Source organism: Spirosoma sp. 209 (assembly GCF_002006735.1).
Lineage (GTDB): Bacteria > Bacteroidota > Bacteroidia > Cytophagales > Spirosomataceae > Spirosoma > Spirosoma sordidisoli.
The window spans coordinates 424,653-446,758 of record NZ_MVEC01000006.1; the positions used below are offsets into that span (position 1 = coordinate 424,653).

Below are 22,106 nucleotides of genomic sequence, written 5' to 3' on the forward strand. Positions count from 1 at the left end.
CTACGCTATGGGCAGCCATCGCCCCGGATCATCACCTCCTTTCCCTGATACTGATACGTAGCCCCTACGGAGCCGCACAAGACGGCGAGCACATCATCGAGGCTGGCCCGGTTAAACGTACCCACTACGGTACAGGCCGCCAGCGCGGGCGTAGCCAGCCGAACCCGAACCCCGTACTGCCGGCTGAGCTGCCGAACAATATCGGCCATCGGTGTGCGCCGGAATACCAGCGTGCCGTTGCGCCAGGCCGTAGCCAGCTGCGGATCAGCCAGCGTTGTCTGCGTAAGTGTTTCCCGGTCGGGCCGGTACGTGACGCGCTGACCGGCCGTCAGCAGCCGTGGCGCCTGCCGACGGCCGGTCGTTTTGACTTCTACTTTTCCCGTCAGCACCGTTACTTCGGCCATTGATTCGTTGGCGTAGGCATTTACGTTGAAGGTCGTTCCTTTTACGGTAGTGGTTAGCCGGGAGGTCGTCACGACGAAAGGTTGTGCGGGGTTGTGGGCTATCTCGAAAAAGCCTTCGCCTTCCAGAAAGACGTGTCGCGTTGGACCCGTCAGCGTCTCCGGATAGCGCAGTTTGCTTTCGGCGTTCAGGTAAATTTTTGAGCCGTCGGGCAGCGTTACCGACAATCGCTGCCCGGTGGGTGCTGTCACCTCCCGGTAGGTCACGGACGCGGCCGAAGATGCGCTGGTTAGTTGATTGCCGGACGGTTTCCCGTGCCATACGAGATACCCCGCCAGCAGCAGCAGGGCTACCGATGCGGCCAGTCCATAGCGTAGGGCGGTCGTGAACCGGTTGGGTCTGGGTTGCTCCGGGTTGGTAAAAACCGACCGGAACGGCGTAGTGGGCAGAGCCGGGTCTACGGGGTTATCATCCGGCAGGCCAGCCTGCTGTCGGACGACCTCCCACATATCGTCTTCGAAACGGCTCGCCTGGGCGGGGCTGAGCGAGTCGATAAACCGCGTATCCTGCGCCAGTCGGTCGGCCCACTCGTCGAAGAGAGCTTTCCCCTGCGGGGTAGTTTTCCCGTCGAGGTAATCCCGAATGTGCCGTTCCCGTTCTTCCTGATTCATCAGCCTGGTGCGATACGTCGTATCGATGCTTGTTAACAGGTATTCGTACAAGCCGGGGTTTGGTACTATCGGGTCAGCAAAATTTTTTAGTTTTTTTTGACAGGGTCGCCAGAAAGGCCATTTATTTGATAGCCGACGCGGTTGTGGAGATGCCGCAGCAGACCGGTTTGCATTATCGGGAAGACGAATCCAATGCCATGGGCGCGTTTTTTGTCGACGCGTTTGTTATCGACATGTTACTACCGACGTGTTGCTACCGACGCGCGTGCTACCGACGCTGCGCTGTTACGTCCCTACGGGACGATGGGTGGGGCGGGGCGTAATATACCCGCGTTGACCGACCGACGCGCGTGCTACCGACGCTATGCTGTTATGTTCCTATGGGACGATGGGTGAAGGGGAATGTCTATGTTGACCGTTCCGACGCCCACCCCAGAGGGCTGGCATGTCAATAGAAGTAAGTCAACCAAGGTGGTTAATAGCTCCAGAGGGGCGGCATGTCAATTGACACAACCGAAACCTAAAAATTCCGGGAAGAGCGGCATATGGATTGGGTTACCAACCTACGACCGGCCCGTGATCAACCCCTGACCGACTGGTTTGAACCTGAAAAACAATCAAAAAAACTCACCACCAATACCCCATCACCAGAATCCCGGCCCAGGTCGCGTATTCGTGCAGGCTGGTTCGGAGCCGGAACAGCGCCTTCGTGAGCTGGTTCTTAACCGTTTGGGGCGACAACCGGAGCTGCCCGGCAATCTCATCGACGGAGAGATCATCGAACCGGCTGAGCTGGAAAATCAATCGGCACCGCTCCGGCAGCTTGATCAGTTCGCGTTGCAGATGCTCCAGAAAAGCATCCGACTGGAGAGCCGCTTCGGTCGAATTGTCGTGATCGGTGGTGGTAGCCACAATGCGCGATATGTACTGCTGGCGCACCGCCTGTTTGCGAATGCGGTCGAGCAGCTTGTGGCGAAGGGTAGCGTGGAGGTAAGCGGCCGAAAAAGTGTCGGGCTTTACAGCAGCCCGGTTTTGCCAGATGTCGGCAAACAGTTCCTGAACCAGATCCTTGGCATCGTCAGTATGGCGGGTGGCCTGGTAGCTGACGTTAAACAGGGGGCGCCAGTACTTGCGATACAGCGTCTGAAACGCAGCGGCATCACCCGCCTGAATCGCAACGATAAGGTCATAATCTTCCGGTAAGGCTGAAGGTTTCATAACGCGCGGCATCAATTCGGCCGCAAAGGTAGACCCGCAATATCAAGCCAATTTTACTGTACTGTTACGGAATGATTAAGCCATAGGAAACCGTCTACCGGCCCCTACCCGTCTGGATTGCCAGCCGCTGCCAACACGACTAAAGGATAAAATGCTAACCTTTGCACGAAACAGCCGGTAATCAACCGGGTCGACAATAACAGGAAAGTGGCTGATTTCCGGCCGCTACCTGCCCCACGGAGCCGGACAGATCAGGCCAGCGCAAACCAGTTGCGCGTAGAAACGGTTCATCTGGTACGTTAACTCTGTATAGTCAAATGAATGAATAAGGTATCATGAGAATCCTGTTGATCGAAGATGAGGTCAAAACCGTGCAGAGTATTAAACAGGGACTGGAAGAGCACCAGTGGGATGTCGACGTAGCCTACGACGGCACGATGGGCTTTCAGCTGGCCAGCCGGGAGCCGTATGCGCTGATTATCTCCGACATTATCTTACCGGGTATGAACGGACTCGACCTGTGTCGCAAACTCCGGCAGGCCGGCGTACAGACGCCTATTCTGATGCTCACCGCCCTCGGCACCACCGACGACAAAATCGTGGGCCTCGACGCCGGTGCGGACGACTACCTGATCAAACCCTTCGAGTTTCGGGAACTGATGGCCCGGGTCAGGGCCCTGACCCGCCGAACCCACAGTCTGACTCCCAGCACGAACCTGCTCCGCATTGCCGACCTGGAGCTGAATCCAGACACCAAAACAGTGGTTCGGGCGAGCACCGAAATCACACTGACGGCCAAGGAATTCCAGCTGCTCGAATACTTCCTGCGGCATCAGGGTCGGGTCATCTCCAAGGTAGAACTCGCCGAAAAACTCTGGGACCTGACGTTCGATACCGGTACCAACATCATTGAGGTGTATATCAACTTCCTACGGAAGAAAATTGACCGGGACTTTGAGCCTAAGTTACTCCACACGCAAATTGGCATGGGGTATGTCCTAAAGTTAGTGTGATGATCAATATCCGTACCCGGCTCACCTACCAGTTCGTCTTTCTGGTAACAGGCATTCTGTTCCTGTTCTCACTCGGCGTTTACTTATTCAGCAAGCTCTACCTCGAAAAACGGTTTTACAAGCGCCTGCAGGATCGCGCCATCACGACCACTACCCTGCTGTTCGATTTGCAGCAGACCGACAGCACCGTGCTGCGGCTCATCGACGCGGCCGACAAGGAACCCCTGCTCAACGAAAACATTTCGGTCTATAACGACCAGACCAAAGAGATCCTGTTCTCGACCAATCCGGCCAACGCCCAGTTCCACCAGCAGTTTGTGGCGCAGCTCGACTCGACCGCCCAGACGCTGTATCTGCGCAAAAACGAATACCAGGTAGTCGCTATCCATCTCACCTCCGGCAAAAGCACCAACTGGGTCATCGTGAGCGGGGTCGACCAGACCGGGCAGGACGCGCTCAACGACCTGCAGAAGATCCTGATCATTATGATGCTGGCGGCTATTCTGCTGCTGGGTATATCAGGCTGGCTGTTTGCCGACCGGGCGCTGGCCCCGATGTCGAGTATTGTTCAGCAGGTCAACACCATCTTTCCGGCCAACGTAACCCGGCGCGTGGAGCACCCTAACCGCTCCGACGAAATTGGAGTACTCGTCACCACCTTCAACCAGCTCCTCGACCGCATCGAGCAGGCCCTGCACACGCAGAAAATGTTCATTGCCAATGTATCGCACGAGCTGAAAAATCCGCTGACCAAGATCAACTCGCAGATCGACGTGGCGCTGATCCAGAAACGCAATCCCGAAGCCTACGAGCAAACGCTCCGTTCGCTGCAGGAAGATACGCGCACGCTGACCCAGCTGACCAATACCCTGCTGGAGCTGGCCAACACCTCGCTGCAGGCCGAAACCATGCCGTTTGAGCCGGTACGGATGGATGAACTGCTCTGGGAAACCAAAAAGCAGCTCCAGGCCTGGCACGATGACTACACGATCCAGCTTACGTTTACCGACTTCCCCGACGAAGAAGACGACCTGATTACCCAGGGAAACCGGGCGGCTCTGAAAGTGCTGCTGATGAACCTCATCGAGAATGCCTGCAAATTTTCGCCCAGCCGAACAGCCGCCGTCGACTTTAGAACCCGGCGCGGAACCATCATCCTGTCGGTTTTCAACGAAGGCATACCGATCCCATCCGCCGACCTGCCGTATATTTTTCAGCCCTTTTTTCGGGGGAACGCAACCGCACAGTCGAGCAAAGGGCATGGCGTCGGGCTGGCCGTTGTGGCGCAGGTGACCCAGCTCCACCGGGGCGACATAGCGGTGCAGTCGACGCCCCAGGGCACTACCTTCACCCTGACTCTGCCCAGCCTGGCGGCATTTTAAGGTAAATTTAAGGTGAGCTTAAGTCGTGCTTAAGTTGGTCGCCGTTGCTTTGTAGCCGAACCGTGAACAACAACGCTATGGAGGTGCAGGCTACAACAGACAAGCAGGGTATACAAACCATGACCATCGGCGCCCTGGTCGGGGTGCTGGCGCTGATGGCCTACCTGTTCATCGGGTCGCGCAACGAAACCCTGGAAGTACAGAAGCTGCTGACCCTGAAAGTAGAGCAGTTTGCCGCCACGCAGACCAAGCTGGATTCGATATCGGGCGTGCTCGACGCCAAAATTACCGAAGTACGGCAGTTGGGCGGCAGCGTTGCCGAACTCGAACGGATCAAGCGCCAACTGGAGACCGACAAAAAACGCCTGAAATCCGACCTGAGCTTTTCCAGCCAGCAGTACACCCTGAAAATCAGAGATTATCAGAATTTTCTGGCGCAAAACGAACTGACCCTGCGGAAGCTGCGGACCGAAAATGGGTCGCTGGCCGAACGTGCCTTGTCGCTGGAGCAGGAGAAAGAAAGCATTCTGGTCGAAAACCAGGGGCTGAAACACGACAAGGAGGTGCTGGCCCGGGCCGTAGTCGATTACTCGCTGCAGAACGCCGACCTGAAAGACAAGGTTACCCTGGCGTCGGCCCTCAAAGCGGTCAATATCGAGGTAACGGCGGTGGCTTCCAACGGCCGTGAACGCCGGGACAGTCCCTACCGGGCTTCGCGCATCGACCGGCTCAAAGTAGCCTTTATCCTGCCGACCAACCCGCTGGCGGTGCAGAACAACAAGGACATTTATTTACGGATTCTGGATGCCAACGGCGCCGTAGTCAGCGAAAGCGGCATCGGCGGCATCCTCTTTACCGACGGGCGCGAGATCGGGTACAGTATGCGCCAGACGGTGCCGTACGAAAACAACGACCAGCGGGTGGCCATGCTATTTCGGCGGGGAAATCCCTACAAGCCAGGCACCTATACGGTTGAGTTATACGCAGAAGGCTTCCGGATCGGCGATAGCCGCTTCGAAGTCAGGTAAGTCCGCCGGATCAGTCCAGCGGCAATTATCCACCAGACCAGCTACACACTATGTCAACGTTACGAAAATGGATCGCTCATCTATCCCCTGTTTTACACACCATTGCCGAGCCGCTTGCTGATGCTGCCCGGTTTCTTTACCGCCGGTACCGCCAGTTTCCGGTAGCCTATGCCGCCCTCAGCTATTTATTTTTAACGATGGCGTTCAGCTTTTATCCGGTCATGGATCACTGGCTGACGGGGTTTATCATGATGAGCCTGCCCCTGGCCATCCTTTGCGGCCTGGTGGCCAGTATCTATCTGCTTTACAAACGGCAGCAGATGATTGCAACGGCCGGACTAATCTGGGTCGTTTTTTCATTTCTGGTCGTGAAGCGAATGGTTGGCATACGCGGGGGCGATCTGGACATCAGCCAGGCTCCTACCCTCAGCGTACTTAGTTTCAACAGCGAAACCTTCCCGACAGGCGCGCAGGGCGGCTTCGACGCGGCCAAACTCACCGCCGATATCGCCTGCTTTCAGGAATATTCGCCCAACGCGCACATCGAACGCCAGTATACGGCCACGATCCAGAAACTGAACTGTTTCGACCATGACCGCGAAGTGGGGCTGGCCCTGTTTTCCAAGTTCCCGATCGTGAACGAGTACGGCCGGATCTGGAGCCGCCAGCAGGGGCCCGATATCAACGGGTTCCTGTGTGCCGACATTGCCTACGGCACAGATACCATCCGGGTCGTGAACGTGCATCTGTGGTCGATGGGCGTACGCACCAGCCAGGCCGTTGCTGCACTGAAAGCAGGACAGCTGGGCAAGTTTTCGTTCGAAGTCCTCGACACCTTCCGTCGACTGAAAGAAGGCTTCGAACATCGTAACGAACAGCTCAAGGAGGTAGAGTCGTACGTGGCGGGGAGTCGCTATCCGGTCATTATCTGTGGCGATTTTAACGAAATCCCCATCGGCTACTCGTACGGTAAGCTAAGCCAGAACTTCCGAAATGCGTTCGAAGAAGCCGGCCAGGGGCTGGGTTTTACGCTGAACCGGCATCCGTATTTCGCCCGGATCGATCAGCAGTTTGTCAGCTACGACTGGCATATCAAAACCTGCCAGACCCTGTCGGGCGTATCGTTCTCCGACCATTTTCCCGTGCTGGCCCAGTATGTGCTGAAAAAATCGGCAACCGCATCGACCCCGGTGCTGGCCCAGAACCGACCCCGGCGGTAACAGATCAGACTGAACGCTTAGAAATTTATTTAGACTTGCTACAAATAAGACCATACTGTATCTTTGTCTCAGCAATGTACAGTCATGGAAAGTAACGTACCCGTCTCGTATCAGGAAGTATTCAGAACCGACAAAGGCGTCGTGTATCAATGTGACCGGACCAACCGCCTGATTTTATCCTTCTGGGGGTCCACCACACCGCTATCGGCGCGTGACTTTGCGCAGTTTCGGCGGATGGTCAGTACGGTCAACGTACACCAGATGGCCCTGAGCACCGACACCGCCGACGACGTAGAAATCCTGACCATTCCGCGTTCGGAGCGTTGCTATGTGCTGACCCTCTGCGAAGTGATTCACCTGCGCGAGCTGCTCAACGGCGCCAGCCTGATGCTCGAACTCAACAGCATGCTGCGCGAATGTGGATGCGCTACGCTCTCAACGCCCAGCTAACTTTTTTGCGGAAGGTTCGTTATTTAAGTACTTTACAGCCCTCAGTGCTTTTTACAGCCAGGCAAGTTAATTAAAGTCTCACCAAACGTACGCCCAATGAAAGATCTGGATAGGCTCCGCACGTTGATCAAAGAACCCGTTGAACTGGTTCTGAATCAGCAGATAAAAATGGAAATGGTATCGTCTTCCAAATACCTGGCCATGGCTGGCTGGTGCGACCGGAACGGATACGATCATAGCGCCGGGTTCTTCTACAAACAGTCGGAAGAAGAGCGCAAACACGCCATGAAACTCTTCCATTACCTGTGCGATCAGGGTGCCACGGCCTACTCGCCCGACGTGCCGCCGGTAGGTCAGGAGTTCGATACCCTGCGGTCGGTTTTCGAGTCGGCTCTCGATCAGGAGATTGCCGTAACCGACTCCATCAACCGGATCATCGGCGTCTGCCGGCGCGAAGGCGACTACGCCACCGAGGAGCTGATGAAATGGTACGTAAAAGAACAGGTCGAAGAAGAATACATTGCCCGGCGGTGCCTGGAACTGATCGATCAGATTCCGGCCGACCAGGTCTATTACCTCGACAAGAAACTGGCCAGCGTCACCTACGACGAAAATCCTTTCGAAGACGAATAGGGTCAGCAAGCTCCGTTATACAACACAACCACAGCGTCCCCGCATCGGTCAATAACTGATGCGGGGATGATGCATTTACGGGCCTGTTATATCTACCGACCGGCCTCACGAATTCCACCGGAAGCCGGCCGGTGTGAAGCGAACCTCCCGCACGGGTTGCCCCGCAAACTGCAGCCGCACCACCATCGTGCGGGTTCGTTTCAGCTGCGCAATCAGCTTCTCCCCGGCATCGAAGAAAACAATATTGGCCCGTCCATTGGCAGCCGCCGAAAGCGCATAGGCAACGGGTGGTTTGCCGTCGAACTGAATCCGGGCGCTCCCGTTCTGATAACTCCGGGTAAAGGTTCCGTTAGCCGCTTCCAGATAGGCGTAGGTGCTGCCGTTCGTTTGCCGGATGGTCAGCGTAACGGCCGAACCACCCGAATAGGGGTAGCCAAACTGCACTGTGTTATCCGACGTCAGGGTCGCTTTATAGACCGAACTCCCCGTCGGACCGGGCGTTTTTTCGTACCGCCAGCCATCGGCCAGCGCCCGGTAGCTGTGCGCGTCGGCGGGGAGTACGAAAAAATAAACCAGATAAACAACCGCCAATCGAACCGTCATAACACCCTTGTTTAGCCCATCGATTCTACACTACTCGCAGCAGCGATTTTTGTTTCGGTCGACCCACGACCTTACCCTGCCGACAGCTTGTGCGCCATAACTCGTTCGGCCCTTACTCAACGGCGACCATCATCATAGAACGCCCTCCGGCCTCTATGGTCTGTTTCCAAAGTTTGCGGTCGGCCTTATCGATGAAATACCGGGATTTACCGTTGCCGATCTCGTCAGTAACGTCTACCAGCCAGACCGCCCTCGTACCGGCTCTCCGGCTCGTATACGTACTGCTGCTTACTTCGTTTACCGACGCCGTAATGACGCCTGTTTTGGCGGAGGGGTTGTAGTCGTAAATAGCCAGTTTCTGGGTAAACCCTTCTTTCAGCGGCAACCAGCGAATCAGAAGTGGGTAGATATTACTGTCAAAATAGGCAGCTCGGGTCGTATCGCTGATGCGCGTAGTTTTCCCCAGCCGCTTGTCGGTATAAAATCCGGTTACGACTCGATCGAAGTCCAGCACCATATCCCGTTGTCCGTTGTAAGAGACATGGCGGATCGGCTTCAGGGTGGCTTTCGCACAAATCGACGAATCGACCCAGGTGCCCTTCATCCCTTTCAGGGTTACGGTCGTAATCAGGGTTAGTTGATCTTTACTGTCTACGACCTGGCTGGTCACGCTGCCCAGTTCAAAGGCAGCCGTATCCCTGAGCACGTACCAGGTCATAGCGCCGGTTTCGGGTTTTGCCCACTTCGTTTCGTATGCCTGCCGGGATGGCACCAGCTGAGCCTGACAGCATGTAAATGAGCCCAGGCAGAGGGCCAGGAGTAAGTAGTTCATAGCGCACCAGTGATTAGATTCTCGTGTAAATCACTGGATTACCGGCTGGTGCCGAACCATTATTTGCACCAAAGGAAATAAATGAGGACTAGTGGCAGGCAGCGATCAACGGCCCGATTGCTGGTCGGCAGGTCACCCCGGATGAACTATGGTGCAGAAAAACGCAGACCATCGGGTGGCAGACTTCGGAACGACCAGGCGGCTTCTGCCCTGCTCCCTATCGCAGACGAACCTGGCATTCACACCGACAGACGCACTCCGTCACACGGACGTTTATTGAGTAAACGGGACAAGTTGCTCAGTAACAATACCGTTCTTTGTGCCACTATATTTATTATGGTGTGGATAGAAACGGAAAGCCCGGTTGTCATCGAAACGACCGGGCTTTTTATTGGCCATACCAGACAAAAGCTGATAGACAACACCTTAGTCGTATCCTGACGGTCAGGCAATCGGGCGCAGGTCGTACGGAGACTACGCCAGCGGGTGAATACAGTCGAGATTCTCAGGGTAGTTTGGCGGTGTCGACCAGTTGCGGGAGCCAGACCCGGAACCGGGAGCGCTCGTCGTAGGTATTACCGGCCGACGCATAGTCACAAAGGTGCAGCGAGACCGGCGGTACGGCCCGCTCCAGATGCGACTCGACCGCAAACCGGGCGGTGTACTGAACCCAGAACGCCGGATTTGGGTCGGTTACGGGCTCGAGGGCTATAAACCCGTCTTTACCCACCAGGGGGCTCAGCGGTTCGTCGATGCTGAGTTTGTCGAGCCGCGAATCCCGGGCCAGCACCAACGGCCCGCGCCTGATGGCAACGTGTTCGGCCAGGGGCCCCTGCCGCACCAGCCGACCCCGCATATCGAGTCCGAGGGTGATCACATCGGTGGAGCTCCAGCGTCGGCGGATGGTGGCATACTGACCGCTTTGTACGGCGTCTACGGGTTGTCCATTCACGAGCAGGGTCGTTTCGGCGCTCCAGGCCGGAACCCGAATCCGTACCGACAGCTCTTCGGCTTTGGGCAGGTCGAGGGTCAGACGAACGGTGCCGGAGTCGGGATAAGTTGTCTGCTGCCGCACCGCGGCCCGCTGCCCGCCGGGTGTCAGGAATGAGTAGCGCCCCGGCACGAAGAAATTCACCGACGGCCCGTCGGCCCCGGTCATCACGACCGTAGCAGGCAGGGTGAACAGGCCCCGCGGTCCACTCGCCACGCAGCAGTTGAGGTCCATACCGCACTGCCCTTCGCCTTCCAGCCGCTGCCCCGCCAATGGCGAATACTTGGCCCAGTCGGCGCCGTCGGGCTGCATGGCTCCGAGCAGGGCGTTGTAATAGCTTTGCTCGATGGCATCGGCATAGCGGGCCTCGCCAGTCAGCCGCAACAGCTGCTGGCTGAGTTTGATCCAGGTGACGGTTACGCAGGTTTCCTGATAGTGCCGAACGGGCAGCGTCTGCAGGTTTTTACCGCCGAACCAGACTTCGATGCTGGCTCCTGACCCGGCTACGTTGATTTCCGTATCGCGAATATTTTCCCAGGTTTTCTCGACCGCGTTCCGGTAGGTTTGGTTGCCCGTCAGGCGGTAAAGCTCCAGCAGCCCTTCGTAGCACGACATCATCTCATAGGCCTTCTGCCCCTGCTCCCACCCGAATTGAGAAGCCGGTTTGGGAAAGCGCCGGGCCACATCCTGACCCGCTTTGCTGATCAGCTGGGGACCATCGGGTGTTTCCCACTGCCGAACGATTTCCTGCGCAAAGTTGAGATAGCGTTTGTCGGCGGTACGGACGTACAGCTGGGTGATGGGTTCCAGCACCGAACTGGCCGCCATGCCGCGGTGATTCCCTTTTTTCACCAGCACCGCGTTCTTTTCGGCCAGCTCCCGCATGAGGTGATCGGCTAGTTGGCGGGTGGCCTGCAGGCTGCGGGCGTCTTTGGTGAGGTCGTAGTAAGCCAGCAAACCCAGCATACAGTATTTCCGGCCCCAGATGTCCCACTGTTCGAGGTGTTTGTCGGGGGCGTAGTTGCCGATATAGCCGTCGGGGGTCTGGGTGGCCAGCAGCCCGGCTACGGCTTTGTCCAGCACGGCTTTCAGGCGGGGTTCCGGACGGTATCGATACGCCTGCACCGCCGAGGTGAACCACTTCCCCCAGAACTCACTCTGCCATTTGCTGACTTCGGTACGACTCCGAAACGGCGCGATCAGATGATCGACGTCCTGCCCCAGAATCCGGTGTTCATACGACGCATCCAGCCGACGGCCCAGGTAGCCTTCCACCCAAACCGCATCAGCCCACCTAAGTTGATCGACCACGACCGGACTCACCCGCGGCTGCGCCGATCCGGCACGACTGCCAACGATCAGCCCCAACACCAGCACCCACAAAGACAAACGCATAGCAAACAGTATAAGACAACCAACGAGACCAGTCCCTACGTCAAAAGCGCCCGGTACCATCAGCCTACTTTACGAGTATACCACTGCGTTCACCAGGGGACGCACCCCCACTTCACCGTGGTCCGTGTCCGCACCGGGACGCGCAGTCGGACCACACAGGCGTCAGCAAAACCATCCGGACAGATGGTCCGTGCGATTATGCCGAAACCCGGCCGGGTTCAGGAATTTTTGTTGGCGTCGGCAATGAGGCTTTCTTCGCCCCAGCCCTCATCGATACGCAGGTCGGGCGCACTCCGGTCGGCCTGGATGACCCGCTCCAGTTCTTCCATCGACTCGCGGGCCGCGCTGACGTACTCGTCTTCGTTGCGGATGGCCGAGAGTCGTTTTAAGGTCCGCTCGTCGTGCGTAAAAAACGTTCTGGCGGCCCGTGTGGCTTCGTGGGCGCGGTAGCCGAGCAGCGTAAGCGCATCGACACCCAGCCGCAGACTCGTATCGAGCGTTTCGCGGTAGATGTGTAGCATACCGGCGTTCATCAGGTCGTACGCATCGTAGCGGTTGGTAGACCGGACCAGGATGTGCAGATCGGGAAAATGTTTCTTGATCGTTTCGACCAGCTCGAGTCGTTTTTCGGGGTCGTTGATAGCAATGACAATGATCTTGGCTTTGCCCGCGCCCGCAATTTCCAGCAGGTCGTGTCGGCTCGCATCGCCGTAATAGACCTTGAAGCCCATCCGGCGCAGCCAGTTCACGTTGTCGCTGTCGATGTCGAGAACGGTGGTACCTACGTTGTTGGCCTGTAGAAACCGGCCTATGGTGTTGCCAAAGTGGCCGTAGCCCGCAATGATGACCGGGTTATCGCCGTCCTCCACGTCGCTCTCGCGGGTGTCGGCTTCCTGAACGCCCAGTCGGGGCAGCAGCAACTTCTCGTTTAGGAGCATGACCAGGGGCGTAAACGCCATGCTGATGGCCACTACCGCCGTCATGATATCCGTCAGCTCTTTGGGCAGGATTCCCTCCTGGGTCGTAAAGCTGAACAGCACGAACGCAAACTCACCCACCTGACACAGGCCGAAGCTGAAGATCAGATTCTGGTCGGTCGAGAGGGTAAACGCCTTGCCGATGCCCAGCAGCACCACCAGCTTGCAGACCATCACCCCCACAACCAGACCAAGGATCAGCACCGGATTGGCCATAATCAGGTCGAAGTCGATGGAGGCCCCGACGGCAATGAAAAACAACCCCAGCAGCAGCCCTTTGAAGGGATCGATATCGCTCTCCAGCTCATGGCGGTACTCGCTGTTGGCCAGCACCACCCCCGCCAGAAACGTACCCAGCGCCGGACTCAGCCCGACTACCGTCATCAGCACCGCAATACTTACCACCAGCAGCAGGGCCGTAGCCGTAAACAACTCCCGCATGTTGGTTTTGGCCACGATCCGAAACAGCGGGGGCGTCAGGTAGCGCCCCACGATAATAACGGCCGCTACGGCACTCAGCACCGCGATCGGCTGCGCCCAGGCGGGCAGGGCATCGAGCGGGGTAGCGCTCCCGTGAGCACTGCCTTCGGCACCGGTGGCGGGCGCCGTGGCCAGCAGCGGAAACAAAGCCAGCATCGGAATGACGGCAATGTCCTGAAACAGCAGCACGGCAAACGAGCCCTGACCGGCCGCCGTCTGCATCAGTCCTTTTTCGTTGAGCGATTGCAGCACGATAGCTGTCGACGACATCGACAGGATCATACCCAGCACCAGCGCCTGCTTCAGGTCGACCCCGGCCAGTACAGCCAGTCCCGTCACCACCGCCGACGTACCGGCAATCTGTATACCACCCATACCCAGAATCGCCTTGCGTAGTCGCCACAGGCGCGAAGGCTCCAGCTCGAGCCCGATCACGAACAGCATCATGACCACCCCGAATTCGGCGAAGTGCATGATATCGGTGCCTTCCTGCCCAATGAACTGCAGGCAGGCGGGCCCAATGAGCACCCCGGCCAGCAGATAGCCCAGCACCGAACCCAACCCTATTTTTTTGGCAATAGGGACCATAACAACCGCTGCGGCCAGATAGACCATAGCCTGAAAGAAGAAGCTTTCCTGCATACAGAACGAGAGTAAATGAGTGGCGTATTATATAGGCTGGCGGCTCAGATCGGCCAGCAGATCATTCATATATTGTACCTGTCCGCAGGCCTCGGGCGTGATACGCTCGTCGGCCAGGGCCGAGATCATCAGCCGGAACTCCTCGCTGTAGGCCAGCAGCTGCTCGTCAGAAATCCGGTGCGTCTGGTGAATGACGAAGGGCGGCAGGTAGCTCATGTTACAGCGAACGGCCGTCTGATCGAACGGATACAGCAACTGGTTGATCGTATAGCGGTTAAAGCCCGTAGCGCTGTAGGCTTCCCGGCTCCCTCCGCACGAAATGACATTCATCATTTTTTTCCCTACCAGCGCCCGGCCCTGCGAGCCGTAAGCCCAGTTGTGTTCCAGCACCAGGTCGAACCACTGCTTGATAATGGCCGGGCTGCTGTACCAGTAAAACGGGTGCTGGAGAACAATAATGTCGTGGTTCAGCAGCAGCCGCTGCTCCCGGTCCACGTCGATATACAGGTCGGGATATCGTTCGTACAGGTCATTGATAGTGACATTATTCAGGTTGGAACAATGTCGGATCAGGGCGGCATGCACCCTGGATTTGCTCAGGACCGGATGGGCAAACTGGATTAACACTCGTGCCATACTGTCAAACGCTACATAGAGGATCTGTTGGCTACACAACCCGAGCCCGCTTCAGATAATTCATCTGCCCGCCCGACAAGCGCAACCGGGCGGCTCTCCCGATCAGCAGCCGCTCAGCAGATACGGGTTTCTAACGTAAGCGCGGACCAGGCTCCTGGCCAGTGAATTATAGCCTGCCGTTCAGGAATTTAAAGCCAGCGCCGAAAACAACCTGCGCCGGAATAGCTATTATTAAAATTTTTTAGAAACTATTTGTACCTTATGGACGCAAACGACATATCGTATAAACCTCCATGAAAAACTCGCTTCTTGTTCTGGCGCTGCTCGTCCTGTGCCGCATCGGGTACGCCCAGTCTTCGTCCGGTAAATCATACGTGATCATCGGGTATGTAACCGATCAGGGCTGGACCAAAGAGCAGATCAACCCGAACAAACTGACCCACATCAATTACGCCTTTGCCGTACCGGCCCAGAACGGCGAACTGGCCCCCCTGACCGCCCGCGACTCGGCTAATCTGGCAGCCCTCACCTCGCTGCGCGCCATCAACAAAGACCTTAAAATTCTGATTTCCATCGGCGGCTGGGGCGGTTGTAAATACTTTTCCGATGTGGCTCTGACCGACCAGGCGCGCCAGAAATTCACGAACAGTGCCGTATCCCTGCTCCGCAAACACAAGCTCGACGGGATCGACATCGACTGGGAATACCCGGCACAGGTTGGGGCCAACAACATTTATCGGCCAGACGATAAACAAACCTATACCCTGCTCCTGAAAGCCCTGCGCGATGGGCTCGACCAGCAGGGCCAGCGGGATCAGCGCACGGGCGCGAACCACTACCTGCTGACTACTGCTACCGGCGTCGATACGGCTTTTGTAAACCATACCGAGTTGGGCAAGGCCCAGCAATACCTCGACTACGTCAACATTATGACCTATGACATCTACCACGGCAATGACAAAGTAACGGGCCACCACAGTAACCTTTACCAGTCGAAAAAAGGGAACCAGTCGCGCAACAGCAGCGCCGACGGGGTAGAGGGTCACATCCGGGCGGGGGTGCCGGCCAGCAAAATTGTGCTGGGCATCCCGTTCTACGGGCGGGGCTGGGCCAACGTAGTCAACAAGGACAACGGCCTGTACCAGCCCTCAACCGGTAAGCATTCGTTTATCAGCTACGACAAGCTGGTGGCGGATTACATCAACAAGAACGGGTTTGTTCGCTACTGGGACAAAGAGGCCATGGCGCCCTACCTCTGGAATCCGACCACCCACGAGTTTGTTTCCTACGCCGACGAAGCGTCGTTTGTCCCCAAGATAGAGTACGTCAAGACGAAGGGGCTGGCCGGGGTTATGTTCTGGGAATACCTCTACGACCTTCAGCAGGACAAGCTGCTCAATACCCTCACCGACGGGTTTATGGGGAAAGCAAAGTAGCCAACAACCAGCAGAAACCTCTGTCAAACAGGGCCTTACGCCCTGGTAGTGCCCGTTCGTACAATCACTATACCGACAGCCCGCGCTTTATGGCAAAGCGCGGGCTGTCGGCGTTAATTCCGGTCGATCAAGCACCATAACCAACCGTTTGGACCACCGGGCAAAACAGATGAGGCCGGATATGTTCGCGCTGCGGTCTTCGTTCTTTATACCGGTTTGTCCGGGCGTTGACTTTGTCGACTGCGCCGGTTTCAGGTGACGGAAAGGCTTCGTTACCGTACTTACTTATAGAATAGCTTCCTTTCAGTCCGCTCTGTCAATCGCAGTTTTTCGTTTTACCCATCCATGCGTTTTCTCGTTTTGCTATGGCTAACGACTCTGCTGACGCCGGTAGCCGCTCAGACACCAGTTATTCAGCTTACACCCTACGCTACGGGCCTTTTTCATCCGGTCGATCTGGCCGCTATCAACGCCAGTACATTTTTGGTAGGCCAGGCCAACGGCCAGGTCCGGCTGATCAGCAACGGCACCCTGAACCCAACCCCCTATCTCGACATTGGCAACCTGGTGCAGGATCTGGAATACAACGGCATTTTCGGCCTGTGTCTCCACCCCAACTACGCCAGTAACGGGTACCTGTACGTCCAGTATTTTCGAAAGTCCGATAAAGCAGGGGTGGTGGCCCGTTACACCCGCCATGCCACCGACCCCAACCGGGCCGATCCGGCATCGGCGCTGATTATCCTGACCATTCCCTATCCGGGCGAAGGACACCGGTCCGGGCGAATGGCCTTCGGCCCCGACGGCTACCTTTACATCACCACCGGCGATTCGGAGCGGGGCGACCGGGGCTCGATCGGCGACCCGAACGGCTACGCGCAGAACCTGCAGAGCCCCTTCGGCAAACTGCTGCGTATCGATGTCAACAGCGGCTCGCCCTACGCCATTCCGCCCACCAACCCCTACGCCAGCCCGACCGATGGCGTGCCTGACGCTCTCTACGCCCTCGGACTGCGAAACCCCTGGCGGTGGAGCTTCGACCGGCTCACCGGCGACCTCTGGATTGCCGATGTGGGGCAGGACGGCTGGGATGAGCTCAACTTCATGCCCGCCGGCGCTTCCGCTCCGCAGAACTACGGCTGGCGGTGTTACGAAGGGTCGCATCCCTACATCAGCACCGGCTGTACCAATACGGCTTCGTTCGTAACGCCCCTGCTCGATTACCCCGCCTACAACAACAACGGCAACAGGACCGCGTCCATCACGGGTGGTTTTGTGTATCGGGGCAGCCGTTACCCGTCGCTCTACGGCTGGTACGTTTACGGCGACTGGTCGCAGGGAACCATCTGGACGTTGCGCCGGAACGCGGCTACCGGCACCTACCAGAACGTGACCCAGGCGGCTACCGTAGCGGATCTGGTTTCGTTCGGCGAAGGTACCGATGGGGAGTTGTACGTACTTTCGTTCCAGTCAGGCACGATCTACCAGATCGGAACCGATGCCATCAGGAGTGTACAGTCCGGCAACTGGCACGACCCCGCTACCTGGGACTGTGGCTGTGTGCCTACATCCAGTCGCGATGTGATCATCGCCAGCAGTCACCGGGTCACCGTAGCGCAGGTGGCCCCGCTGCGTTCGCTGGTGCTGCAGGGCGCCCTCGCCTTCGTCGCTGGTGGTATACTGACCTATCCCTGAAAACAGACCGGCACTAGCTCAGGATATTCCGGCAGAACTCGACGCATTTTTTCACCTCCGCCACCGAGTTCGACCCGGCCGGAATCTGATATTCCAGCTCAACCGTGGCCGGAAAGGTGTATTTCTGTTCGCGCATCAGTTTCAGCACATCGGTCAGAGGAGTATCGCCCTGACCCCAGGGCAGATTACCTTTGCCGTGCGCCGGGGTTTGCCGGTCTTTGATATGCATACTGGCAATGCGGTCGTGTTTTTGCCGGATCAGGCCCAGCGGGTCGGGCTGACCAGCGGCCAGGTAGTGACCCAGGTCGAAATTCATCGCATTTCCCGGCGACTGCGCCAGGGCGGTGTCCCAGAATGTGGGGGTTTGCTGCTCGTGACCGTGGTATCCTACGCGTATTCCATGTTTTTGGGCCATCTGCCCCAGCTTGAGGGTATGCGCATCGTTGGCCGGATGTTCGAGGGTAACCTGATTAGCCCCCAGTGCTTTGGCCGCCCGCATACCGTAATCGATCTCACCATCGCTGCTCTGCATACCGAAGGCATCGGGTTTGAAGCCGTAAATAGTTACCCCCGCCTGTTTGTACATCTTCCGCATCTGCTCAAACCTGGTCATCGGTGCCGACAGTCGCCACTTGGCCATCTCAGCCCGGTAGGCCTTCATCTGGGTTTCAGCTTCGGACAGCGTTTTCTGCTCGTCGTCGGTAAGGGGCTGGTTTTCCCGACGCTTCCGCATCAGGGGGAACACCGATCGCATGTCGACCGAGTTTTTCGGCGCGCCGACGAACGACTCGGCCGGGCCGCCCATCAATTCGATAGCGCTGATGCCCGAGTCGAGTACGTATTTGAGCGTAGCCTCGGCGCTCTGATCGGGCATTTCCCGGAACGAGTAAGTAATCACACCAATCTGCACCCCACCCATCATGGAGTTAGGTTTATCGCCCAGGCTCCGGATGAGGGCAGGGGCTCCGAACAATTTACTGCTTCCTATCACCGCTCCCGAAACGAGAGTGGCAGTTGTGCCCAGAAAGGCTCGGCGTGTTTGATGCGTTTTCATGATAAGGGTTCCTGGTTTAGTAATCGGTTTGCCGCTAAAAGGCCGGTCCTATGATGCACATACTTTCACGACCCCGCCCGAGCCTTTTACTTGCGTAATAACAGCCGTCCGAACAGCCTATGTGTCCCAATACACGAACAGCCACGACGGGGGTATACATGGCAGAACAGTAATCTATCCGTTCAATAGATCTTATTGACAACAAGTTTACAATAATTAATATTTGTACATAATATATTACTTTTTGAATTTTTCTTAAACCTCTAATTAACCAAATCATGGCAGCAGGAATTAACATTGGTATTACAGCGGGGCTGGAAAACCAAAACCCACAGGTTAGTGCATCGGGTACAATTATGCACATCATCACCGATGCCGAACGGGCTCAGTTCGGTATTACCGACGGACCGTTGAAGCAGGCGGTGGCGGCCTATTTTGGCCAGGCTCCCGACGATGCTTTTCTGCACAGCCCTACCCCCTGGGGCGACCTGTATGCCACCTACGGATGGCCTCAGGTGCAAACGGTGCTGTCGGTGCTCAACGCCCAGATACTGGGCATCACCTCGCAACCCGTCATTGTCGGGACGCAGGAGTTCAGCAACCACAGTAGTGTTCGGGGTAGCTTTACGGTAGGCGTTTCGCAGTCGGTGACCGACACGGTAGAAACCAACTGGTCGAACACCTACGGCTTTGAAGTAGGCCAATCGATCAGCTACGGGATCAACATTCTGGGGGCGCAGGCCGAAGGCGAAACGTCGTTCTCGTTCAATGCTTCGTTCGGGCAGGGCGGCTCTGAGAGCAGTTCGACCACCATGGGCAACGAGCAGGCCGTTACGGTCGAGCTGGACCCCGGCCAGAGCGTCATTGCCCAGCTGTCGGCCAGTAAAGGGTCGATGCAGGTGCAGGTGCAGTATCAGGTATCGCTCACCGGCGTTACGGCCGTGAACTACGGCGGCACCTTCAAGGGGCATCACTTCTGGGCCTTACCGATCAACAACGTGATGCAGGCTGCCAATTTGCAGACTACCTACCAGATAACCGAGACGATAGAAATCGGTTTCTTTACCAACGGTAAAATTGAGCTGGTAGACCCGTCTACGAAGCATGTTCTCGAGACGCTTGACCTGACTACGCAGTCGGCCGACCTGGTAGCTGCCTGAGCCAGCACCGGTGCGCTTTCTCCTTGGGAGAGACATGACCAGTCGGTCAGCACCCAGCGCGTCTGAACTGTTGTTCAGACGCGCTTTTCTGTTGCCGGTCTACCGTAAGTAATGAACCCCCTTTCCACTAATCCACCAGTTTCCAGCCATCCGGCCTCATAAAAAGCCCTTATGGCAGGGGCGGCCTGTAAAAGAGAAGTTCAGCTATCTGTTTTTCCTTACGGGTTTGTCAGGCTGATGGCATAGCCCTACCTCACCCTGTTTACCAAACCCGGATCAGCTCCGGTAAAGACATTCAGCCCCTTGCGTTACAAGTACTCCGCAAAGCACTAAGCCGGCAGGCTACCAGACCTCCGGTAGCAGCATTAGCCAGCGTTCATTTTTGAGCAGGGGCAGCAGCAGGCTCAGTCAACAGCATCAGCAGTATCGAAGCCTGGAACGACTACCGTTGGCCGGGTATACTGAACGTGCCCAATTCGTTGCAGGCTCCGGCGGCCACCGGCATTCGCCCCCTCGGGCTGATGTACCCCGAAACGGAGTAGCAGACCAACAATACCGAAGCCGCCAAACGGGGGGATGACGACATCAGCACCAGCCGTGTCTGGTGGGACAATCCGTAAGCAGGCCGGGCTGGTGACGAGACAGGTTTTTTCTTCACCATCCTGCTACACTGATGGTTACAGATCGTCGAACGTCATTGTACCCATAACCCCCTGTTGTTCGAACGCGTTGATGATGTTTTCTTCCAGCGGGGTACGGCGCACAGCTGCGTTGGCCCGCCAGAAAGCAGGGTTGTATGTAACCCGTTGAATGGCTTTCAGGTCTTCAACATGAATATCGACCCGTTTAAAAGCCGATCGGGCTACCGTGGCGGTATTGCTTAGGTCATTCATCAGCAAAAATCCCTGAATACGGTTGGTGCGGGTCTGGCCGGTGGCTTTGACGAGTTGCTCGAAGGTTACCCCTACCCGGATGGCATTCATGAAGTTACCGCCCTCCCGCTTCACATAGTCGACCGCTAGCGTATATACAAAGTTGCGGGTCTGCACCTTGTCGGTGTTCATGGCCGCGCCCAGGCTGTTGGGTATCGTTCCCTCCAGCTTTACCAGGTCGTGGGTAGTCATGTTGATGAACACCTTACCGCTAAAGGCCGGGTTGGCGTACCCCTCGCGCACCTGGCAGTCCAGTTCCGCAATTGATTCGCCGTTGGGCTGAATCAGCACATCGGCCACCCGCACGTCGTACAGATCAACAACGTCGGCCCGCATCGGAAGCAGCACCCGACCGGCCGAGGGGGCTCCTTCACTCACCGCCTTCTGACCCAGGATCAGGTACGAAAAGTTGGAGAAGTGGTAATACATTTTTTGCGCGTCGGAGGGTAGCCGGGCATAACGGGCGTTGGCAATCTGCACCCCTTCTACTTTGACTGGCGAGAGTTTTACGTTGTAGATTACCTCCTGAATTTCGGTGGGTTGTTCGCCATTCCTGGTCAGTTGCCGATAAAAGGCTTTGCCATAGGCCAGCTGCTGGCTGGCCTGTATCTTCGCTACGGCCTGCCGTATCAGTACATAGCCCGCATTGCTTACGGTTACGGCCGCCAGCTGATGAACAGCGGGCTTTAGCTGAATACGTTGGTGATCAGCCGGTGCTGCGACCGTAATGGTATCAGTCTGGAAACTGACGTGCGACACGATCAGCTGCGCCGGTATCGGTCCGGCAGGCAGCTCGAAGTCGCCGTTCTCATTGCTCAGCGTACCCTGCCCGGTAGCAGGCCAGTACAGGGTGGCAAAAGGAATGGGTTGCTGACTGCTCTGGTCCAGCACCGCTCCCCGGATCGTTTGTCCGGCTGTTGAGGTACTGATCAGACCCAACAGCACCAGCAGGCCATAAACCGCATGTTTCATCATAGTTCTGGTACAAAGAGGAGCAGCCAGTTACGGCTGCTCCTCTGTTCTTTTCGAATTCATGTGCCCTGCCCGTAGTGACCGCAGCAGGACAGGGGCCAATCTATGCCCTAGAACGTAACGGTAGCCGTTCCTTTTATGGTGGTTCCGTCAGGACCATCTTCTACCGATCCTGACAGGGACCAGGCATTTTCGAGCCGCTCTTCCAGCTCTTCAACCTGAAACATAGCAACTACCATTTCGTTTTCTGACTGGGCATTGAGTTGGTCAACAGTTTTCATAAG

Annotated in this window: 19 protein-coding genes; 9 read left to right on the plus strand and 10 right to left on the minus strand. The window is 56.9% G+C overall.

All coding sequences use genetic code 11. The annotated features are described in order from the left end of the window. Positions 1-5 precede the first annotated feature (5 nt). Together B1C80_RS12810 and B1C80_RS12820 are read right to left on the minus strand one after the other, a co-directional pair. Positions 6-1,073, minus strand: coding sequence for a FecR family protein (locus tag B1C80_RS12810; RefSeq protein WP_139361648.1), 1,068 nt, complete (start codon positions 1,071-1,073; stop codon positions 6-8). 627 nt (positions 1,074-1,700) lie between these two features. Then, the gene (locus B1C80_RS12820; protein ID WP_161492757.1) at positions 1,701-2,291 is read right to left on the minus strand and encodes an RNA polymerase sigma factor; all 591 of its coding nucleotides are present in this window, start codon (positions 2,289-2,291) and stop codon (positions 1,701-1,703) included. Positions 2,292-2,626: 335 nt separating this feature from the next. On the opposite strand from B1C80_RS12820, the gene B1C80_RS12825 reads away from it, so the two are divergent. From B1C80_RS12825 to B1C80_RS12850, 6 genes are all read left to right on the plus strand, one after another. Continuing rightward, positions 2,627-3,304 carry a response regulator transcription factor gene (locus B1C80_RS12825; RefSeq protein WP_077921515.1) on the plus strand — a complete coding sequence of 226 codons (678 nt, stop codon included), beginning with the start codon at positions 2,627-2,629 and terminating at the stop codon, positions 3,302-3,304. Further along, positions 3,304-4,686, plus strand: coding sequence for a cell wall metabolism sensor histidine kinase WalK (locus B1C80_RS12830; protein ID WP_077921516.1), 1,383 nt, complete (start codon positions 3,304-3,306; stop codon positions 4,684-4,686). Before B1C80_RS12825 ends, B1C80_RS12830 begins: the two co-directional genes overlap by 1 nt. Positions 4,687-4,748: 62 nt before the next feature. Beyond that, positions 4,749-5,714 (plus strand): hypothetical protein, encoded by a 966-nt coding sequence (locus B1C80_RS12835; RefSeq protein WP_236648750.1) that lies wholly within the window; start codon positions 4,749-4,751, stop codon positions 5,712-5,714. Between the two features lie 50 nt (positions 5,715-5,764). Then, positions 5,765-6,934, plus strand: coding sequence for an endonuclease/exonuclease/phosphatase family protein (locus tag B1C80_RS12840; RefSeq protein ID WP_077921519.1), 1,170 nt, complete (start codon positions 5,765-5,767; stop codon positions 6,932-6,934). Between the two features lie 84 nt (positions 6,935-7,018). After that, entirely contained in the window at positions 7,019-7,384 is a 366-nt protein-coding gene (locus B1C80_RS12845) for a hypothetical protein (protein ID WP_077921521.1), read from the plus strand. A gap of 96 nt (positions 7,385-7,480) precedes the next feature. Next, on the plus strand, positions 7,481-8,017 hold the full coding sequence (locus tag B1C80_RS12850; protein WP_077921523.1) for a ferritin: 537 nt from the start codon (positions 7,481-7,483) through the stop codon (positions 8,015-8,017). Positions 8,018-8,122: 105 nt separating this feature from the next. On the opposite strand, the gene B1C80_RS12855 is transcribed toward B1C80_RS12850, so the two are convergent. From B1C80_RS12855 to B1C80_RS12875, 5 genes are all read right to left on the minus strand, one after another. After that, on the minus strand, positions 8,123-8,620 hold the full coding sequence (locus tag B1C80_RS12855; protein ID WP_077921525.1) for a hypothetical protein: 498 nt from the start codon (positions 8,618-8,620) through the stop codon (positions 8,123-8,125). Positions 8,621-8,732: 112 nt separating this feature from the next. After that, a complete protein-coding gene (locus tag B1C80_RS12860) occupies positions 8,733-9,452 on the minus strand; it encodes a hypothetical protein (RefSeq protein ID WP_077921526.1) in 720 nt (239 codons plus the stop codon). Between the two features lie 505 nt (positions 9,453-9,957). Next, a complete protein-coding gene (locus B1C80_RS12865; protein WP_139361649.1) occupies positions 9,958-11,838 on the minus strand; it encodes a glycoside hydrolase family 127 protein in 1,881 nt (626 codons plus the stop codon). 218 nt (positions 11,839-12,056) lie between these two features. Then, a complete protein-coding gene (locus tag B1C80_RS12870; protein WP_077921528.1) occupies positions 12,057-13,937 on the minus strand; it encodes a monovalent cation:proton antiporter-2 (CPA2) family protein in 1,881 nt (626 codons plus the stop codon). A gap of 27 nt (positions 13,938-13,964) precedes the next feature. Then, entirely contained in the window at positions 13,965-14,573 is a 609-nt protein-coding gene (locus tag B1C80_RS12875) for an NAD(P)H-dependent oxidoreductase (RefSeq protein ID WP_077921530.1), read from the minus strand. Between the two features lie 293 nt (positions 14,574-14,866). On the opposite strand from B1C80_RS12875, the gene B1C80_RS12880 reads away from it, so the two are divergent. Together B1C80_RS12880 and B1C80_RS12885 are read left to right on the plus strand one after the other, a co-directional pair. Continuing rightward, complete coding sequence (locus B1C80_RS12880) at positions 14,867-16,009, plus strand: glycoside hydrolase family 18 protein (protein ID WP_077921531.1); 1,143 nt, start codon at positions 14,867-14,869, stop codon at positions 16,007-16,009. A 345-nt stretch (positions 16,010-16,354) separates the two neighbouring features. After that, a complete protein-coding gene (locus tag B1C80_RS12885) occupies positions 16,355-17,704 on the plus strand; it encodes a sorbosone dehydrogenase family protein (protein ID WP_077921532.1) in 1,350 nt (449 codons plus the stop codon). Between the two features lie 13 nt (positions 17,705-17,717). On the opposite strand, the gene B1C80_RS12890 is transcribed toward B1C80_RS12885, so the two are convergent. Then, positions 17,718-18,758: a sugar phosphate isomerase/epimerase gene (locus B1C80_RS12890; RefSeq protein WP_077921533.1), complete on the minus strand. Its 1,041-nt coding sequence runs from the start codon at positions 18,756-18,758 to the stop codon at positions 17,718-17,720. Positions 18,759-19,036: 278 nt separating this feature from the next. Between B1C80_RS12890 and B1C80_RS12895 the strand changes: the two genes are divergently transcribed. Beyond that, positions 19,037-19,918, plus strand: coding sequence for a follicular epithelium yolk protein subunit (locus B1C80_RS12895; RefSeq protein WP_201723565.1), 882 nt, complete (start codon positions 19,037-19,039; stop codon positions 19,916-19,918). 677 nt (positions 19,919-20,595) lie between these two features. On the opposite strand, the gene B1C80_RS12900 is transcribed toward B1C80_RS12895, so the two are convergent. Both B1C80_RS12900 and B1C80_RS28410 read right to left on the minus strand, forming a co-directional pair. Beyond that, entirely contained in the window at positions 20,596-21,825 is a 1,230-nt protein-coding gene (locus B1C80_RS12900) for a carboxypeptidase-like regulatory domain-containing protein (RefSeq protein ID WP_077921534.1), read from the minus strand. 107 nt (positions 21,826-21,932) lie between these two features. Then, positions 21,933-22,103: a hypothetical protein gene (locus B1C80_RS28410; protein ID WP_161492758.1), complete on the minus strand. Its 171-nt coding sequence runs from the start codon at positions 22,101-22,103 to the stop codon at positions 21,933-21,935. Positions 22,104-22,106 lie beyond the last annotated feature (3 nt).

What these genes read in the sequence shown, in the direction of transcription:
- B1C80_RS12825 (WP_077921515.1), top strand. Translation starts at nt 2,627, where the DNA reads ATGAGAATCCTGTTGATCGAAGATGAGGTCAAAACCGTGCAGAGTATT.
- B1C80_RS12810 (WP_139361648.1), bottom strand. Translation starts at nt 1,073, where the DNA reads ATGAATCAGGAAGAACGGGAACGGCACATTCGGGATTACCTCGACGGG.
- B1C80_RS12895 (WP_201723565.1), top strand. Translation starts at nt 19,037, where the DNA reads ATGGCAGCAGGAATTAACATTGGTATTACAGCGGGGCTGGAAAACCAA.
- B1C80_RS12865 (WP_139361649.1), bottom strand. Translation starts at nt 11,838, where the DNA reads ATGCGTTTGTCTTTGTGGGTGCTGGTGTTGGGGCTGATCGTTGGCAGT.
- B1C80_RS12845 (WP_077921521.1), top strand. Translation starts at nt 7,019, where the DNA reads ATGGAAAGTAACGTACCCGTCTCGTATCAGGAAGTATTCAGAACCGAC.
- B1C80_RS12850 (WP_077921523.1), top strand. Translation starts at nt 7,481, where the DNA reads ATGAAAGATCTGGATAGGCTCCGCACGTTGATCAAAGAACCCGTTGAA.
- B1C80_RS12890 (WP_077921533.1), bottom strand. Translation starts at nt 18,758, where the DNA reads ATGAAAACGCATCAAACACGCCGAGCCTTTCTGGGCACAACTGCCACT.
- B1C80_RS12830 (WP_077921516.1), top strand. Translation starts at nt 3,304, where the DNA reads ATGATCAATATCCGTACCCGGCTCACCTACCAGTTCGTCTTTCTGGTA.
- B1C80_RS12900 (WP_077921534.1), bottom strand. Translation starts at nt 21,825, where the DNA reads ATGATGAAACATGCGGTTTATGGCCTGCTGGTGCTGTTGGGTCTGATC.
- B1C80_RS12840 (WP_077921519.1), top strand. Translation starts at nt 5,765, where the DNA reads ATGTCAACGTTACGAAAATGGATCGCTCATCTATCCCCTGTTTTACAC.
- B1C80_RS12855 (WP_077921525.1), bottom strand. Translation starts at nt 8,620, where the DNA reads ATGACGGTTCGATTGGCGGTTGTTTATCTGGTTTATTTTTTCGTACTC.
- B1C80_RS28410 (WP_161492758.1), bottom strand. Translation starts at nt 22,103, where the DNA reads ATGAAAACTGTTGACCAACTCAATGCCCAGTCAGAAAACGAAATGGTA.
- B1C80_RS12875 (WP_077921530.1), bottom strand. Translation starts at nt 14,573, where the DNA reads ATGGCACGAGTGTTAATCCAGTTTGCCCATCCGGTCCTGAGCAAATCC.
- B1C80_RS12870 (WP_077921528.1), bottom strand. Translation starts at nt 13,937, where the DNA reads ATGCAGGAAAGCTTCTTCTTTCAGGCTATGGTCTATCTGGCCGCAGCG.
- B1C80_RS12860 (WP_077921526.1), bottom strand. Translation starts at nt 9,452, where the DNA reads ATGAACTACTTACTCCTGGCCCTCTGCCTGGGCTCATTTACATGCTGT.
- B1C80_RS12880 (WP_077921531.1), top strand. Translation starts at nt 14,867, where the DNA reads ATGAAAAACTCGCTTCTTGTTCTGGCGCTGCTCGTCCTGTGCCGCATC.
- B1C80_RS12885 (WP_077921532.1), top strand. Translation starts at nt 16,355, where the DNA reads ATGCGTTTTCTCGTTTTGCTATGGCTAACGACTCTGCTGACGCCGGTA.
- B1C80_RS12820 (WP_161492757.1), bottom strand. Translation starts at nt 2,291, where the DNA reads ATGAAACCTTCAGCCTTACCGGAAGATTATGACCTTATCGTTGCGATT.